The 15300-nt window shown below is 75.8% G+C and carries 14 protein-coding genes and 1 riboswitch; of the genes, 10 read left to right on the top strand and 4 right to left on the bottom strand.

Annotation, left to right across the window (positions count from 1 at the left end):
* The first annotated feature begins 79 nt into the window (after nucleotides 1-79).
* The 4 genes from ACLWS4_RS04250 to ACLWS4_RS04235 all read left to right on the top strand — a co-directional run bounded on the left by ACLWS4_RS04250 (nucleotide 80) and on the right by ACLWS4_RS04235 (nucleotide 4294).
* Nucleotides 80-733, top strand: a complete 654-nt coding sequence (locus tag ACLWS4_RS04250) for a class I SAM-dependent methyltransferase (protein ID WP_416873397.1) — start codon at nucleotides 80-82, stop codon at nucleotides 731-733.
* Between the two features lie 116 nt (nucleotides 734-849).
* Nucleotides 850-2139, top strand: a complete 1290-nt coding sequence (locus ACLWS4_RS04245) for a hypothetical protein (RefSeq protein WP_416873396.1) — start codon at nucleotides 850-852, stop codon at nucleotides 2137-2139.
* 7 nt (nucleotides 2140-2146) lie between these two features.
* Complete coding sequence (locus ACLWS4_RS04240) at nucleotides 2147-3187, top strand: N-acetylmuramoyl-L-alanine amidase (protein ID WP_416873395.1); 1041 nt, start codon at nucleotides 2147-2149, stop codon at nucleotides 3185-3187.
* A 195-nt stretch (nucleotides 3188-3382) separates the two neighbouring features.
* On the top strand, nucleotides 3383-4294 hold the full coding sequence (locus tag ACLWS4_RS04235; protein WP_416873394.1) for a hypothetical protein: 912 nt from the start codon (nucleotides 3383-3385) through the stop codon (nucleotides 4292-4294).
* Nucleotides 4295-4436: 142 nt separating this feature from the next.
* On the opposite strand, the gene ACLWS4_RS04230 is transcribed toward ACLWS4_RS04235, so the two are convergent.
* From ACLWS4_RS04230 to ACLWS4_RS04220, 3 genes are all read right to left on the bottom strand, one after another.
* Entirely contained in the window at nucleotides 4437-5498 is a 1062-nt protein-coding gene (locus ACLWS4_RS04230; protein ID WP_234348709.1) for a prenyltransferase, read from the bottom strand.
* Nucleotides 5495-6238, bottom strand: coding sequence for a class I SAM-dependent methyltransferase (locus ACLWS4_RS04225; protein ID WP_049660417.1), 744 nt, complete (start codon nucleotides 6236-6238; stop codon nucleotides 5495-5497). Before ACLWS4_RS04225 ends, ACLWS4_RS04230 begins: the two co-directional genes overlap by 4 nt.
* 149 nt (nucleotides 6239-6387) lie before the next feature.
* Nucleotides 6388-7698 (bottom strand): glycosyltransferase family 4 protein, encoded by a 1311-nt coding sequence (locus ACLWS4_RS04220; protein ID WP_074000830.1) that lies wholly within the window; start codon nucleotides 7696-7698, stop codon nucleotides 6388-6390.
* A 232-nt stretch (nucleotides 7699-7930) separates the two neighbouring features.
* On the opposite strand from ACLWS4_RS04220, the gene ACLWS4_RS04215 reads away from it, so the two are divergent.
* The 6 genes from ACLWS4_RS04215 (at nucleotide 7931) to ACLWS4_RS04190 (ending at nucleotide 14462) form a co-directional block, all read left to right on the top strand.
* Nucleotides 7931-8551, top strand: coding sequence for a TetR family transcriptional regulator (locus ACLWS4_RS04215; protein WP_049660100.1), 621 nt, complete (start codon nucleotides 7931-7933; stop codon nucleotides 8549-8551).
* Between the two features lie 113 nt (nucleotides 8552-8664).
* Nucleotides 8665-8748, top strand: a riboswitch (cobalamin riboswitch).
* A 106-nt stretch (nucleotides 8749-8854) separates the two neighbouring features.
* Nucleotides 8855-10123: a prenyltransferase/squalene oxidase repeat-containing protein gene (locus tag ACLWS4_RS04210; protein ID WP_416873393.1), complete on the top strand. Its 1269-nt coding sequence runs from the start codon at nucleotides 8855-8857 to the stop codon at nucleotides 10121-10123.
* Nucleotides 10123-10896, top strand: coding sequence for an SCO2322 family protein (locus tag ACLWS4_RS04205; RefSeq protein ID WP_416873392.1), 774 nt, complete (start codon nucleotides 10123-10125; stop codon nucleotides 10894-10896). Before ACLWS4_RS04210 ends, ACLWS4_RS04205 begins: the two co-directional genes overlap by 1 nt.
* A 16-nt stretch (nucleotides 10897-10912) precedes the next feature.
* The gene (locus ACLWS4_RS04200) at nucleotides 10913-12028 is read left to right on the top strand and encodes a CbiQ family ECF transporter T component (RefSeq protein ID WP_063780412.1); all 1116 of its coding nucleotides are present in this window, start codon (nucleotides 10913-10915) and stop codon (nucleotides 12026-12028) included.
* Entirely contained in the window at nucleotides 12025-13629 is a 1605-nt protein-coding gene (locus ACLWS4_RS04195; RefSeq protein ID WP_416873391.1) for an ABC transporter ATP-binding protein, read from the top strand. Before ACLWS4_RS04200 ends, ACLWS4_RS04195 begins: the two co-directional genes overlap by 4 nt.
* Nucleotides 13626-14462 (top strand): ECF transporter S component, encoded by an 837-nt coding sequence (locus tag ACLWS4_RS04190; protein ID WP_074000827.1) that lies wholly within the window; start codon nucleotides 13626-13628, stop codon nucleotides 14460-14462. Before ACLWS4_RS04195 ends, ACLWS4_RS04190 begins: the two co-directional genes overlap by 4 nt.
* On the opposite strand, the gene ACLWS4_RS04185 is transcribed toward ACLWS4_RS04190, so the two are convergent.
* Nucleotides 14459-15259, bottom strand: a complete 801-nt coding sequence (locus tag ACLWS4_RS04185; RefSeq protein WP_416873390.1) for a helix-turn-helix domain-containing protein — start codon at nucleotides 15257-15259, stop codon at nucleotides 14459-14461. The two genes, ACLWS4_RS04190 and ACLWS4_RS04185, sit on opposite strands and share 4 nt — an antisense overlap.
* Nucleotides 15260-15300: the final 41 nt, after the last annotated feature.

Raw genomic sequence — 15300 nt, 5'->3', positions numbered from 1 at the left:
CCCGGCGGCGCCGCTACCGCTACCGTCGAGTAGGGTCCGTGCACGTCCGCCCGCGTCCCGACCCCCCGAGGAGCACCGCATGTCCGACCTGCTGCTGAGCGCCGAGCCGGCACCCGAGGTGCTGGCGGCGTTCGAGGAGGCCACCGGGTTCATGCCGGTGGACGAGGGGCTCGCGCTGTACGCGGCGGCGGTGGAGGCGGCCCGGACCACCGGGCTGCCGGTGCTGGAGATCGGCACCTACTGCGGCCGCTCGGCGATCCTGCTCGCGGCGGCGGCCCGGGAGGCGGGGACGGTCGCGCTGACCGTCGACCACCACCGCGGCTCGGAGGAGCAGCAGCCCGGCTGGGAGTACCACGACCCGACCCTGGTCGACCCCGAGGTCGGGCTGATGGACACCCTGCCGCGGTTCCGCCGCGCCCTGCACGCCGCCGGGCTGGAGGAGCACGTGGTGGCGCTGGTCGGCCGCTCGCCGCGGATCGCCGCGCTGTGGGGGCGCCCGCTGGGCCTGGTGTTCATCGACGGCGGGCACACCGACGAGCACGCGACCGGCGACTACGAGGGCTGGGTGCCGCACCTGGCGCCGGAGGGCCTGCTGGTGGTGCACGACGTGTTCCCCGACCCGGCGGACGGCGGCCAGGCCCCGTACCGGGTGTACCTGCGGGCGCTGGCCGAGGGCTTCGAGGAGGTCTCGGTGACCGGCTCCCTGCGCGTCCTGCGCCGCGCCGCGCGGTAGGACATCTGTTCGCTCCCGGGGCCCCGCACCGATGCTCTAACGTCGTGCCGGGGCTGCCGGGCAGGGGTTCGAACGGTACGGTGGCCGCGCAGCACCAGGCAGAGCATCGGCGGACGGTGGGGGCCAGCAGCGACATGACGGACCAGCAGAACAGCGCTCCGGCGGTCTGGGACCCGACCGCGCGTGGTGGCGCCGGCGGCTGGGTGCGCGGCCCGCAGCGCCCGGCCGACGCGCAGCCCGTCCCCGAGGCGCCCGCCACCCCCCAGCCTCCCGCGGCCCCGCAGTCCACGGCCCCGCAGTCCGCCGCCCAGCCCGGTCCGATGGCCCCGCCGCCCTCGCCCGGCGCCGTCGGCGACCAGGGCCCGCCGCTGGGCGCCCGCCCGTACCTGGCCGCCTCGCCCGGCTACGACCCGCCGACCGCCCGGCTGTTCCCCGGCGCCGCCCCGCCGCCCCCGGCCGCCCCGCCGGCGTCCGCGCCGTTCCCCTCCCACCCGGGTCCGCCGTCCCACGCCCCGCAGCAGGAGACGCAGCAGACCCCCGGCTACGACTACCTCCTGCAGCCGCCCGCCGCCCCGCCGCAGTCCCCGTACGGCGCGCAGCCCCCGTACGGCAGCCTGCTCCCCTACGGCGCCCAGCCCGACTACCCGACCGGGACCGCCCACGGGGACGACGAGGACCGGCCGACCAACCGCAGGGCCCCGCTGCTGATCGGCTTCGCGCTGCTCCTGGTGCTGGCGGTCGGCGGCGGCCTGCTGTTCGCCCTGCGGAGCGGCGGCGACAAGGACGGCCAGGCCGCGCCCGCCCCGGCCTCGGCCCCGGCGACCGGCGCGGAGAACCCGCCGCCCGCGACCGCGCCCACGGGTGCGGACGGTGCGCCGAGCGCCGCCGCGAGCGCGTCCGGCTCGCCCGCCGGTACGCCGTCGCCGAGCTCGACCGCTCCCGGTCCGGGCGCCAAGGCGCAGGCCCAGGCGCTGGACGGCCTGCTCAGCGAGGGCGAGAGCGCCAAGGCCCCGATCGGCAGCGCCGTCGCCAAGGTGACCAGCTGCCCGCCGAAGGCCGACATCGAGAGCGCCGCGCAGGACTTCGACAACGGCGCGAGCCAGCGGACCGCCCTGCTGGCCAAGCTCTCCCAACTGAGCGTCACGGACGTGCCGGGCGGCGCGGACGCGGTGAACTCCCTGAAGTCCGCCTGGCAGTTGTCCGCCGACATAGACAAGGCGTACGCGAGCTGGGCGCGCGCCGTCGCCGCCCAGGGCTGCACCGGACGGGCCCCGGCCACCGCCGACAAGAAGCACGCGGACGAGCTCAACCCGCAGGCCACGCAGGCGAAGACGGACTTCATGACGAAGTGGAACGCGATCGCGAAGAGCTACGGCCTGACTCCGCGCACCCAGGACAGGATCTGACCGACCAGTGACCGGCACCGCCCCCCGACCGCCCCGCCGCTCCGCCCTGCTGCGCGCCACCACCGCCGCGGCCGTGGCCGTTCCGCTCTGCACGGCGGGCTGGTTCGGCTGGCGGGCCCTCGACCACTCCGGCCCAGCGGGCGCCACGGCGGCCCCGGCCGCGTCGGCGCCGGCCGCGTCGTCCCCGGCTGCCGGCCCGGCTTCGGCGCCGCCCGCCCCGACGGCCACGGACCAGCCGGGCACCGCCGACCCCGGCAACCCCGCCGACGGCACCGCCGCGCCCCTCACCCCGCCGGTCGCACCGCCGCCGTCCACCACCCCGGCGGCCGAGGCCCCGCCCGCGCCCGCCGACGCCGCGGTCCTGACCGGCCGCACCGTCCTGCTCGACCCCGGCCACAACCCCGGGAACTCCGCCCACACCGCCGAGATCAACCGCCAGGTGGACATCGGCAACGCCCGCAAGGAGTGCGACACCACCGGCACCGAGACCAACGCCGGCTACACCGAGGCCGAGTACACCCTGGACGTCTCCCGCCGGGCCCGCGCCCTGCTGGCCGCCCGGGGCGCCACGGTGGTCCTGGTGCAGGACGGCGACCGGCCCTGGGGCCCGTGCGTCGACGAGCGGGCCCGCGCGGGCGCCGACGCCCACGCCGACGTCGCGGTCTCGGTGCACGGGGACGGCGGCCCGGCGAGCGGCAGCGGGTTCCACGTGATCATGCCCGCCCGGGTGGTGGCGGGGAAGGCGGACAACGCGGCGATCGTCGCCCCGTCGCGCCGGCTCGGCCTCCTGCTGCGCGACCGGTTCCACGCCGCGACCGGCGAGCCGTACGCGGACTACATCGCCAAGGACGGCCTGGACACCCGCTCCGACCTGGGCGGCCTCAACCTCTCGACGGTCCCCAAGGTGTTCATCGAGTGCGGTAACATGCGCAACTCGACGGACGCGAAGCGGATGACGGACCCTCAGTGGCGCCAGCAGGCGGCCCGGGGGATCGCCGACGCGCTGACCGCTTTCCTGACGACCCAAGAGAAGACCGAAGAGCGGTAAGGGAGTTGGGCCGCGACCGGCGGAGGACGACGCTCCGCCCGGACCGCACGGTTTGCAACGACTTCACCCCATTCCCGGTCCCGCCGTGCACCGGCAGGACGGTTGGGCCTAGGCTTCTGGTCCGTTCGGGAGTTTCGGCCGGTCGGCCCGACCGCGCGAACCACCGTCCACGACACGTCAACGAGGGGAACGTTAGTGAATCTGCGCGCTCTCACCAGGGGAGACGCCGCCGTCGCAGGCGCGGCCGTCCTGCTCTTCATCGCCTCCTTCCTGCCTTACTGGACCGTGGACTGCGGCAACAGCCGGTACTGCCCGCCGTCGCAGAACGCGTGGAGCACGGACCTGTTCCCCATCCTGCCGTCGATCTACCTCCTCGGCATCGCCGCCGCGGTGCTGATCCTGGTGCAGCGCTTCCAGGGTGCGGCCGCGGCCAACCGCCAGGTGCTCGGCCTGCGGCTGGACCAGTGGGGCATCGCCCTCTCCGTCGCGGCGCTGTGGACCTCGGTCTGGGCGCTCGGCGGCGGCACCTCCAGCTCCGTCGTCAGCCACGGCTTCGGCGCCTGGCTCGGCTTCATCGCGCTGCTCGCGCTGGCCGGCGCGGCCGCCGCGGGCCCCCTGGTGCCCGCACTGAAGGCCCCGCTGGCCGCCGACCGCCCGGCGGCCGTCCCCGGCCAGTACGGCTACCCGGGCCAGCCCGGTCAGCCGGGTGCCCCCGGCCAGCCCGGCCAGTACGGCTACCCGGCCCAGGGCCAGGACCCGGCGTTCGGCGGCCAGGGCGGCTACGGCTACCCGGGTGCCGGCCAGCCGCAGCCCGGCCAGCCGGTCCAGGCCGCCCAGCCGCACGACGCCGGCGCCCCGGCCCCGCAGCCGGTCCCGGCCGCGCAGCAGGCGCCCGCCCCGGCGGCGGACTTCCAGCCGTTCTGGTTCGCCGTCCCGGCCCCGCGCCAGCTGGCCCCGAAGGACAACCCGGCCGGTGCCCCGGTCGGCGAGGTCGTGCCGGGCACCTGGTACCTGGCCGTCGAGCAGCGCGGCGCCGCGCTGGTCGCGCAGCTGCCGGACGGCAGCCAGGGCGTGCTGGCCGACACCACGGGCATCCAGCGCGGCTGAGACAGCACGGCTGACGCCCGCGGACGCACACCGCGAAGGGGCGGGACCGGTTCTCCGGTCCCGCCCCTTCCGCGTGTACGCGCCGTGTCCGCGCCCTGTGCGCCCGTCCCCCGCGCGCCGTTCCGCGCGCAGTGCGCCGGGCTCAGCAGCAGTCCGCGACCACCAGCCCGGCCGGCAGCTGCTCCCCGCCGAAGACCGCGACCGTCGCCGGGTCCCCGCCGAGCGCGGCGACCGCGAGCAGCAGCGCCCCGGCCGTCCAGGTGGTGCGCTCCTCCGGCCAGATCGCGTCGTCCTCGAAGACGTACCCGGTCCAGTACGAGCCGTCCTCGTGCCGCAGGTGCTTCTGGATCCAGCGCAGGATGTCCACCGCGCGGTCGGACTGGCCGATGGCCCAGAGCGCGAGCGCCAGCTCGGCGCTCTCGCCGCCGGTCACCCACGGGCGGTCGCTGACGCAGCGCACGCCGAGGCCGGGGACGACGAAGCGCTCCCAGTCCCGCTCGATCCGGGCCACCGCCGCCTCGCCGCGCAGGCCGGTGCCGAGCACCGGGTAGTACCAGTCCATCGAGTAGCGGCCCTTGTCCAGGAACCGCTCGGGGTGGTGGGAGACGGCATGCCCCAGCCGGCCGGCCGCGAGCTCCCAGTCGGGCTGCGGCTCCTCCAGGTACTCGGCGACGGCCAGGCCGCAGCGCAGCGCGTGCAGGATGCTGGACGAGCCGGTGAGCAGCGCCTCGTCAGTGGCGGTGCCGTCCCCGTCGACCCGCCAGGCGATCGGGCCGCCGGGCAGCCGCAGCCCGACGATGAAGTCCAGGGCGCGCCGGACGACCGGCCAGATCCACTCCAGGAACGCGTCGTCGCCGGTGCTGAGGTGGTGGTGCCAGACCCCGACCGCGATGTACGCGCAGAAGTTGCTCTCCTTGGCCCGGTCGGTGACCGCGCCGTCGGTGTACGCGGCGTACCAGGAGCCGTCCGGGTTCTGGGCGGCGGCGAGCCAGCGGTAGGCGGCCTCGGCGGCGGCGTGCTCGCCGGCCGTGTCGAGGGCCATCGCCGCCTCGGTGTGGTCCCAGGGGTCGAGGTGGTGGCCGGCGAACCAGGGTATGGCGCCGTCGGGGCGCTGCTCGGCCAGGATGCTGCGCACGGTGTCGGCGGCCTGCTCGGCGTCGAGCACCCCGTCGAGCAGCAGCACCTCGGGGACGGCGGCCGTCACGCCGTCCCGCCCGGCGCGCGGTTGGGCTTGGAGGCGTACGCGACGAAGCTCTTGCCGATCACCGGGTTGAGGGCCCGCTCGGCGGCCCTGGTGAGGCTGCTGATCACCGGGGTGCCGACGATGTCCCAGACCAGCAGCTGGTGGTAGGCCTTGACCGGCAGCGCCTTGTCGTTGTCGACGCCGACCGCGCACTTGATCCACCAGTACGGGGAGTGCAGCGCGTGCGCGTGGTGGGTGCCGTACGGCTCCAGGCCGGCGTCCTTGAGCTTCTCGAGCAGCTCGTCGCCCCGGTAGATCCGGATGTGGCCGCCCTCGTTGGCGTGGTACTCGTCGGACAGCGCCCAGCAGATCTTCTCCGGGAGCCAGCGGGGCACGGTGACGGCGAGCAGGCCGCCCGGCTTGAGGACCCGGAACATCTCGTTGAGCACGCCCTTGTCGTCCGGGATGTGCTCCATCACCTCGGAGATGATGATCTTGTCGAAGTACTCGTCCTCGAACGGCAGCGCCAGCGCGTTGCCCTCCATCGCGACCGCCGACGCGCCCTCGGGGGCCTCACCGGCCTGCTCCATCGCCGCGAACCACTTCCTGACCTCGGCGATCTCCTCGGTGTTCTGGTCGAGGGCGATCACGTTGGCGCCACGGCGGTAGCACTCGAACGCGTGCCGGCCCCCGCCGCAGCCCAGGTCGAGCACCCGGTCGCCGGGGGCGAGCGGGAAGCGCGAGAAATCGACGGTCAGCACTGCAGGACTCCCATTCCTATTGCTACCAAGCGTTCTTGACGCTTCGTCACGCCACTCCCGGCACGTCACGCTTCGTCGGGCAGGCTCGCCCTGCCGCCACCGCTCCGCCTCCGCCGACCGGCCGTCACCGACCTGCCGCGGGCGGGCGGCTAGGCCACGTACCGCCAGCCCGGCCCCGAGCGGGCCCGGGCGCCGACGCCGGTGGCGAGCGCCGCGCGGTAGGCCTCGGCGGTCAGCTCGGCGGCCCGCTCCCAGGTGAACCGGGCCAGCACCCGCTCCCGCCCGGCCGCGCCGAGCCCGGCCCGCAGCTCCGGGTCGTCCAGCAGCCGGCCGAGCGCGGCGGCCAGCGCGTCCGCCTCCCCCGGCGGCACCGCCAGGCAGGACTCCCCGTCCGGCCCGGCCACCTCGGGGATCGCCCCGCCGGTGGTCGCGACCAGCGGGGTGCCGGTGGCCATCGCCTCGGCGGCGGGCAGCGAGAAGCCCTCGTAGAGCGAGGGGACGCAGGCCACCTCGGCCGAGCGGTAGAGGTCGACCAGCTCCTGGTCGGTCAGCCCGCTGCGGAACTCGATGTGCCCGGCCAGCCCGAAGCGGCGCACCGCCTCGGCCACCGGCCCGTCCTCCTTCTGCGGCTTGCCGACCACCACCAGGTGGGCGTCCCGCTCGGTGCGGACCTTGGCGAGCGCCTCGACCAGGAAGACCAGGCCCTTCAGCGGGACGTCCGCGCTGGAGGTGGTGACGATCCGGCCGGGGACGCGCTCGATCTCCGCCGAGGGCGACCAGAGCCGGGTGTCGGCGCCGATCGGCACCACCGAGATCGCGCCGGGCGCGACGCCCAGGTGCTCGGCGATCTCGCGCTGCGAGGTGCCGGAGACGGTGATCACGTGGTCCAGCCGCGCGGCGACCCGGCGCTGCATCCGGGTGAAGGCGTACCAGCGGCGCAGCGAGAGCCGCTTGCCGCGGGTGGTGGCGGCGTCCAGTTCCAGCTGCCGGTCCACGGTGATCGGGTGGTGGATCGTGGTGACCAGCGGGAAGCCGTGCCGGGCCAGGCCGAGCAGGCCGTAGCCGAGGGTCTGGTTGTCGTGCACCACGTCGTAGCGGCCCTTGTGGGCGGCCAGGTACCGGCGGGCGCGCAGCGAGAAGGTGAGCGGCTCGGGGAAGCCGCCGGTGCGCATGGTGGCGAACTCCAGCACGTCCACCGGGCCGCGGAACTCGTCGCGGGCCGGGGTGCGGAAGGGGTCGTCGGCGCGGTAGAGGTCCAGGCTGGGCAGCTCGACCAGGCGCACCGAGCCGGGGCCGTCGACCTCGTCGAGCACCGGGAAGGGCTGGGCGCCGATCACGTCCACGTGGTGGCCGAGCCTGGCCAGCTCCCGGGAGAGGTGCCGTACGTACACGCCCTGACCGCCGCAGAAGGGGTCCCCTCGGTACGACAGCAGGGCAATCCGCAGCGGCTGCGCGGTCATCCTGGGCCCTCTTCTCTAGCTGCTTACGGTGCTGCCGGTCGTGCTTCCGGTCGCTAAAGTAGATCAGGTTTCAGTGGCTGGGGAACTCGTCGTCGACCACGTGAACAATGAGAGACCTCGAAGATACCGGCCCGTAGCTTTCCCTCAGGAGCCAGGGCTGGTGATTCCCGCCACGCCGGATCCTGCCGACCATGTGGAGCACGCCGCCACTCTCGCCCGCCCGGGAGCACCCTTGCCGCCACCCCCTCCTTCCACCTCTCCGCAGCTCTCGCCCCCGGGCGAGCCGCCGCTGACCGCGCGCCAGGCCGAACGGCGCCGGCGCATCCTGCGGGCCGCCACCGCGCTGGCGGTGCGGGGCGGGTACGAGGCGGTGCAGATGCGGGAGGTCGCGGAGGGCGCCCAGGTCGCCCTCGGCACGCTCTACCGGTACTTCCCGTCCAAGGTCCACCTGCTGGTGGCGGTGATGCTGGAGCAGCTCCAGGGCCTCCAGGAGCACATCCGGCGGCACCCGCCGACCGACCGCGAACCGGCGCCGCGGGTCGCCGACGCCCTCACCCGGGCCTTCCACGCGCTGCAGCGCGAGCCGCTGCTGGCCGAGGCGATGGTCCGGGCGCTGTCCTTCGCGGACCGCTCGGTGGGGGCCGAGGTGGACCAGGTCAGCACGGCCACCGGGCAGCTCATCCTGGACGCGATCGGCCAGTCCGGGCCGCCCACCGAGAGCCAGCGCGCGGCGGTGCGGGTGATCGAGCACACCTGGCACTCGGCACTGGTCGCCTGGCTCTCCGGGCGCGCCTCGATCGCCGAGGTCCGGGCCGACCTGCACACCGCGGCCCGGCTGCTCGCCCTGCCGTGAGCCGCCCTCCCCCCTGCTCCGACTGGAACCTGTTCCTGCCTGTCTCGGGGCAGGCGGCGTGCTCCGGCGGCTAGAGTCGACAGTCGGCACAACTCCATCCCGCTCCTCCCCCGGGGAAAGCCGGTGCGAATCCGGCGCTGACCCCGCAGCCGTGAGACCGGCGCCGCCATCGGCCGCCCGGACGAGTCGGAGCACCCGGGGAGGGGCGAGCGGCCAGTCCGGACGCACGCGCCCGGCACCGTCGAGGACTACGGAACGGCCCCGCCCGGGCCACCACCGCTCACCGAAAGGCACACCCGCACCATGCTGACCGCCGCCCGCCTGGGCGCCGCCGCCCTGTCCGCCGCGCTGCTCACCGGCCTCGCCGCAGGACCGGCCCTCGCCGACAGCCCCGCGCCGACCCCCGCCGCCGTTCCCGACGGGCTGTACGGCAAGAGCGACCCGACGTACGACGGCGTCTGGCGGCAGTCGCTGGCGCTCACCGCGCTGACGGCGGCCAAGGTCACCCCGGCCGACTCGGCCGTCGGCTGGCTCACCGGGCAGCAGTGCGAGGACGGCGGCTGGCCCTCCTACCGGGCCGCCGGCGCGGCCTGCGACCCCAAGACCGAGGACAGCAACGCCACCGCCGTCGCCGTCCAGGCCCTGGTCGCCCTCGGCGGGCACCAGGAGGCCGTCGACAAGGGCGTCGGCTGGCTCAAGGCCAACCAGAACGCCGACGGCAGCTGGGCGTACAACCCGGGCAGCCCCGGCGACGCCGACTCCACCGGCCTCGCCGTCAACGCGCTGTTCGCCGCCAAGACCGACCCGGCGGGCGTCGCCAAGGCCGGCAGGTCCGCCTTCGACGGGCTCGCCCTCTTCCAGCTCGGCTGCGCCGCCCCCGCCGACCAGCGCGGCGCCTTCGCCTACCAGACCGACCCGGCCGGCGGCGCCCTCACCCCGAACGCCCTGGCCAGCGCCCAGGCCGCGCTCGCCGCGAGCGGCGGCCACCTGCCGGTCGCCGGCACGGTGCACGCCGACGCCGCGCCCAAGGCCCTGGCCTGCGCCGACGCCCCGGCCGCCCAGGGCTCCTCGGCCTCCTCGGCCCCGGTTTCGCACGCGGAGTCCGGCGAGGCCGTCGGCGCCTACCTCACCGCCCAGCTCGCGGCCGGCGGCGACCACCTCACCCTCACCACCCCGGGCGCCGCCCCCACCCCCGACTACACCGCCACCGCCTGGGCCGCCCTCGCGCTCAGCCAGAGCGGCCACCCCCAGCAGGCCGCCGGCGCCGTCGACTGGCTCGGCAAGGAGGGCGCCACCTGGACCAAGGGCGGCACCGACGCCGGCGCCACCGCCACCCTCCTGCTGGTCGCCCAGGCCGCCCACCGCGACACCGCCGCCCTGACCGGCCAGCTCACCGCCCTCGGCCCGGCACCCAAGGCCACCGACGCCTCCGCCACGGCGACGGCGACCGCCCCGGCGAAGAAGAAGGACGGCGGCATCGGCCAGTACTGGCTGATCGGCGTCGGCCTGCTCATCGGCGTCGGCGGCGGCCTCCTCCTCAGCCTCCAGCGCAAGCGCAACACCCACCTCTGATGCGTCCCGCCTCCCACGCCGCTCTCGGCGGGCCGGGCCTCGGCCTGCCGGGTGACGGCGCCCGCGCCCGCCGTCGCACCGCGCTCGCCGCGCTGCTCCTCCCCCTCCTCGGGGCGGTGCTGCTGCTCGCCTCCGCCGCTCCGGCGCAGGCCGCCGGGTACCGGTACTGGTCGTTCTGGCGCGGCGCCGAGGGCGGCAGCTGGACGTACCAGCAGCAGGGGCCCTCCGTCGCGGTGCCGCCGGACGGGGCCGTGGACGGGTGGCGGTTCGCACTGAGCCCGGACGGCGGGCAGGACGCCGCGAAGCCCCGGACGGCCGGGAGCTTCGCGGAGATCTGCGCGGACACGCCCGCGCAGGAGGGCCGCAAGCGGGTGGCCGTCGTGCTGGACTTCGGCACCGCCGAGGACGCCGGCTCCGTCTCCGGCTCGTCCCTCTCCGGCTCGTCCGCCTCCGGTTCGTCCGCCGCCTCGGTGCCCGAGCAGCGCACGGCCTGCGCCGCCGTCGCGCCCCGCGCCACCTCGGCCGAGGTGCTGGCCACCGTCGCCCCGCCGCTGCGCTACGACACCAACGGGCTGCTGTGCGCCATCGCCGGGTACCCGAAGGCGGGCTGCGGCGACCAGGTCGGCGCGGCCGGTGCCGCCCAGCCGGCCGCCGGATCCGCCGACCAGAGCACCGGCAGCGGCCCGGACGTCGGCCTGATCGCCGGTGGCGCGCTGGTGGCCGTCCTCGCCGGTGGCGCCGTCTGGCAGGCGCGCCGCCGCCGTCACCCCTAACGTCCCCCACCCAGGAATCACCGTGAGCAGCACCGCCGTCCGTACCACCCGGCCGCCCACCGGCCCCCGTCAACTTCACCCCGGGGCCTGGTGGTTGTGGGCGCTGGGGCTGGGCGCGGCGGCCACCCGCACCACCAACCCGGCGATCCTGCTGCTGCTCGTCGCCGTCGCCGGGTACGTGGTCGCGGCCCGGCGCGGCGATGCGCCGTGGTCGCGCTCGTACGGGGCGTTCCTGCGGCTGGGCCTGCTGGTGCTGGGCATCCGGCTGGTGTTCGCGGTGTTCCTCGGTTCGCCGATCCCGGGCACCCATGTGCTGTTCACGCTGCCCGAACTGCCGCTGCCCGTCTGGGCGCAGGGCGTGCGGATCGGCGGCCGGGTCACCGTCGAGGGGCTGCTCGCGGCGCTGTACGACGGGCTGCGGCTGGCCACCCTGCTGGTCTGCGTCGGCGCCGCCAACTCGCTGGCCAGCCCGGCCCGGCTGCTGCGCGCCCTGCCCGGCGCGCTCTACGAGGCGGGCGTCGCCGTCGTCGTGGCGATGACCTTCGCGCCGAACCTGATCGCGGACGTCCGCCGGCTGCGTGCCGCGCGGCGCCTGCGGGGCCGCTCCGACAAGGGCGTCGCGGCCGTGCTGAGCGTCGGACTCCCGGTGCTGGAGGGCGCGTTGGAGCGGTCCATCGCACTGGCCGCCGCCATGGACACCCGGGGGTTCGGCCGCACCGCCGACGTCCCGCGCCGGCTCGCCCGGGCGACGGCCGCGCTCACCCTGGCCGGACTGCTCGGGATCTGCCTGGCCGCGTACGGGCTGCTGACGGCCGGTGGCGCGGGCTGGGCGCTGCCCGTCCTGCTGCTCGGCCTGGCCGCCGCCTTCGCCGGCCTACTGCTGGGTGGCCGACGGTCCGTCAGAAGCCGCTACCGGCCCGACCCTTGGGCCGTCCCCGAGTGGCTGACGGCCGGTTCCGGTGCGGCCGTGGCGGCCCTCACCACCTACCTGGCCGCGCGGGACCCGGCCGCCTTCGCCCCCACCGTCGTCCCGCCGACCGTCCCCGCGCTGCCACTGGCCGCCGTGCTGACCGTGCTGCTCGGCCTGGTACCGGCGTTCGCCGCCCCGACCCCGCCCCGGAGGGCATCGTGATCACCTTCGAGCAGGTCTCCGTCCGGTACGCGGACTCGGCCGCACCCGCCCTGAACGGCGTCGACCTGACCGTCCCCGAGGGTGAACTCTGCCTGCTCGTGGGCCCGTCCGGCTCCGGCAAGTCCACCCTGCTGGGGACGGTAAGCGGCCTGGTGCCGCACTTCACCGGCGGGGTGCTGCACGGCCGGGTCACCGTCGGCGGCCGGGACACCCGCGAGCACCGTCCGCGCGAACTCGCCGACCTCGTCGGCACGGTGGGGCAGGACCCGCTGGCGCACTTCGTCACCGACACCGTGGAGGACGAACTCGCCTACGGCATGGAGTCCCTGGGCCTGCCGGGCGACGTGATGCGCCGCCGGGTCGAGGAGACCCTCGACCTGCTCGGCCTCGCCGACCTGCGCGACCGCGCGCTGAACTCCCTCTCCGGCGGCCAGCAGCAGCGCGTCGCGATCGGCTCGGTGCTCACCGTGCACCCGCGCGTGCTGGTCCTGGACGAGCCCACCTCGGCGCTCGACCCGGGCGCGGCCGAGGAGGTGCTGTCCGTCCTCCAGCGGCTGGTGCACGACCTCGGCACCACCGTACTGATGGCCGAGCACCGGCTGGAGCGGGTCGTCCAGTACGCCGACCAGGTGCTGCTGCTCACCCCCGACGCCCCGCCCGTCCTCGGCGAGCCCGCCGAGGTGATGGCGCACTCCCCGGTGCACCCGCCGGTGGTCGGCCTCGGCCGGCTCGCGGGCTGGCGGCCGCTGCCGCTCTCGGTCCGCGACGCGCGCCGCAAGGCCGCGCCGCTGCGCGCCCGACTGGACGGCCGGACGCCCGCTCCCGCCGACCTCCGCGCCACTGCCGCCCCTCTCGCCGTCACCGACCGCCTCGCCGTCCGGCGCGGCCCCGTCCCGGCCCTGCGCGGCGTGGACCTCTCCCTCCACCCCGGCGAGATCACCGCCCTGATGGGCCGCAACGGCGCCGGCAAGTCCACCCTGCTGGGCAGCCTGGTCGGCCTGCACGCCCCCTCCTCCGGCAGCGTCAGGGTCGGCGGCCGCACCCCGCACCGCACCCGCCCCGCCGAACTGATCCGCGAGGTCGGCCTCGTCCCGCAGGACCCGCGCGACCTGCTGTACGGCGAATCGGTCGCCGCCGAGTGCGCCGCGGCCGACAGCGACGCCGGCGCCGCCGCCGGCACCTGCCGCGCCCTGGTCGAACGCCTGCTGCCCGGCATCGACGACGACACCCACCCGCGCGACCTCTCCGAGGGCCAGCGGCTCACCCTCGCCCTCGCCGTCGTGCTCACCGCCCGGCCCCCGCTGCTGCTCCTCGACGAGCCGACCCGCGGCCTCGACTACGCCGCCAAGGCCCGGCTGGTGGAGATCCTGCGCGGCCTGGCGGCCGAGGGCCACGCCGTGCTCCTCGCCACCCACGACGTCGAGCTGGCCGCCGAACTCGCCCACCGCACGGTGATCCTCGCCGAGGGCGAGATCGTCGCGGACGGCCCGACGGCGGAGGTCGTGGTCTCCTCCCCCGCCTTCGCCCCGCAGGTCGCCAAGGTGCTGGCACCCGGGCCGTGGCTCACCGTGCGGCAGGTCGCGGAGGCGCTGGACGCATGAGCACTCGTCCCGTCCCGCTGGGACGCCGGTCCGTCGCGGCGCTGCTGTCGGTCTCCTTCGTCGGCGTCGCCGCCTTCGGCTGGCCGCTGCTCGCCTCCACCAAGTCGGCGCTGGTCGGCCACTCCACCGACGCGCCGTGGCTGTTCGCCCTGCTGCTCCCCCTCCTCCTCGCCGTCGTCATCGCCCAGATCTCCGAGGGCCGCTCGGCGGGCGGCGGCGCCCCCGGCCTGGACGCCAAGTCCGTGGCCCTGCTGGGCGTCCTGGCCGCCGCCGGCGCCGCCCTCCGCCCCCTCGGCGCGGGCACGGCGGGACTGGAGCCGATGTTCTTCCTGATGGTGCTGTCCGGGCGGGTGCTCGGCCCGGGCTTCGGCTTCGTCCTCGGCTCGCTGTCGATGTTCGCCTCCGCGCTGCTCACCGGCGGGGTCGGGCCGTGGCTGCCGTTCCAGATGCTGGCGATGGGCTGGGTCTGCCTGGGTGCGGGCCTGCTCCCGGGGGCCTCCTCGCTGCGCGGCCGCCGCGAACTCGTGGTGCTGGCGTCCTATGGCGCCATTGCGTCCCTCCTCTACGGCACGATCATGAACCTCCAGGGCTGGCCGTACATCGGCGGCCTGGCCGGCTCCATCTCCTTCGTCCCCGGCGACCCGCTGCCCGCCAACCTGGTCCGCTTCGCCGCCTACTGCCTGACCACGTCACTGGGCTGGGACCTGCCGCGTGCCGCACTCACCGTGGTGCTCTGCCTCACCCTCGGCACCCCCGTCCTGCGCGCCCTGCGCCGCACCACCCGCCGCGCCGCCTTCGACGCCCCGGTCACCTTCCGCCCGCCGGAGCGCTAAACCCGGCACGCCCCGCACACCTGCCCGGCTCCCGCCACGGGCCGCCCGCACATCCCACCCCGGCCGGGGCACTCGTGCCGACGGGTCCCATCGCTTGCCTTCCTGGACGCCGGAACGGTCGGCACCTTGGCGATCCGCGTCGCCAGGATCGCCCCGACGCTGTGCGTGACCTTGTCCGGCAGCGGAGCCGCGATAATCCCCGCCAGCGCGTCCCGCGTCCACCCACTCGCGAGCAACCCCTCCACCCGCGCGGCTTGATCACTCAAGGGCTTCCCCGCCAGGGCCATCTTCGGCTCCCGGCGCCCGAGTTCGAGCAGCAGCGCCATGCCCGCCGTCAACGTCTCGGAGGGACGGACGGAAGGTTCTTCCACGTCCTTGGTTTCCCGTTCCTTGGAAGGGCTTCCCGCCTTCCCGACGCCTGGCCCACCTGGAGCTGGACCACCGGCGGCCGGGGGCACGGGAAGCGGCGGCACCGTGTGCACCGCCTTGCCCGTCGTCACCGGCACCTCGTGCACCGAGACGACCGTCCGCACCTGCCCGGTCAGCGGGTCCCGCTGGGTGCGCCGGACGTAGTGCCCGGCCGCCTCCAACTCCCTGAGCGCCCGCGCGACGGTCGTCCGACCCTCCACGCTCTTGGCGGCCAGCGTACGGACGTCTTCGCGCGCCCCGTCCGGCAGGCTGAGCAGGTAGCTGAGGAGCCCCCGCGCGGCCCACGACAGCGAGTGCTTGCGGACGACATGCCCGTTGTCCAGGATCGTGTACCCGGGAGCGTGCCGAGGGATACGATGAATCTGCATCTGGAGTTGCTTTCTCCTGGTGCCAAACCCCGGGGTGTTGG

Origin of the sequence: Kitasatospora sp. SC0581 (genome assembly GCF_048159585.1) — a bacterium.
GTDB lineage: Bacteria > Actinomycetota > Actinomycetes > Streptomycetales > Streptomycetaceae > Kitasatospora.
This window is presented reverse-complemented; position numbering and strand designations above follow the sequence as displayed.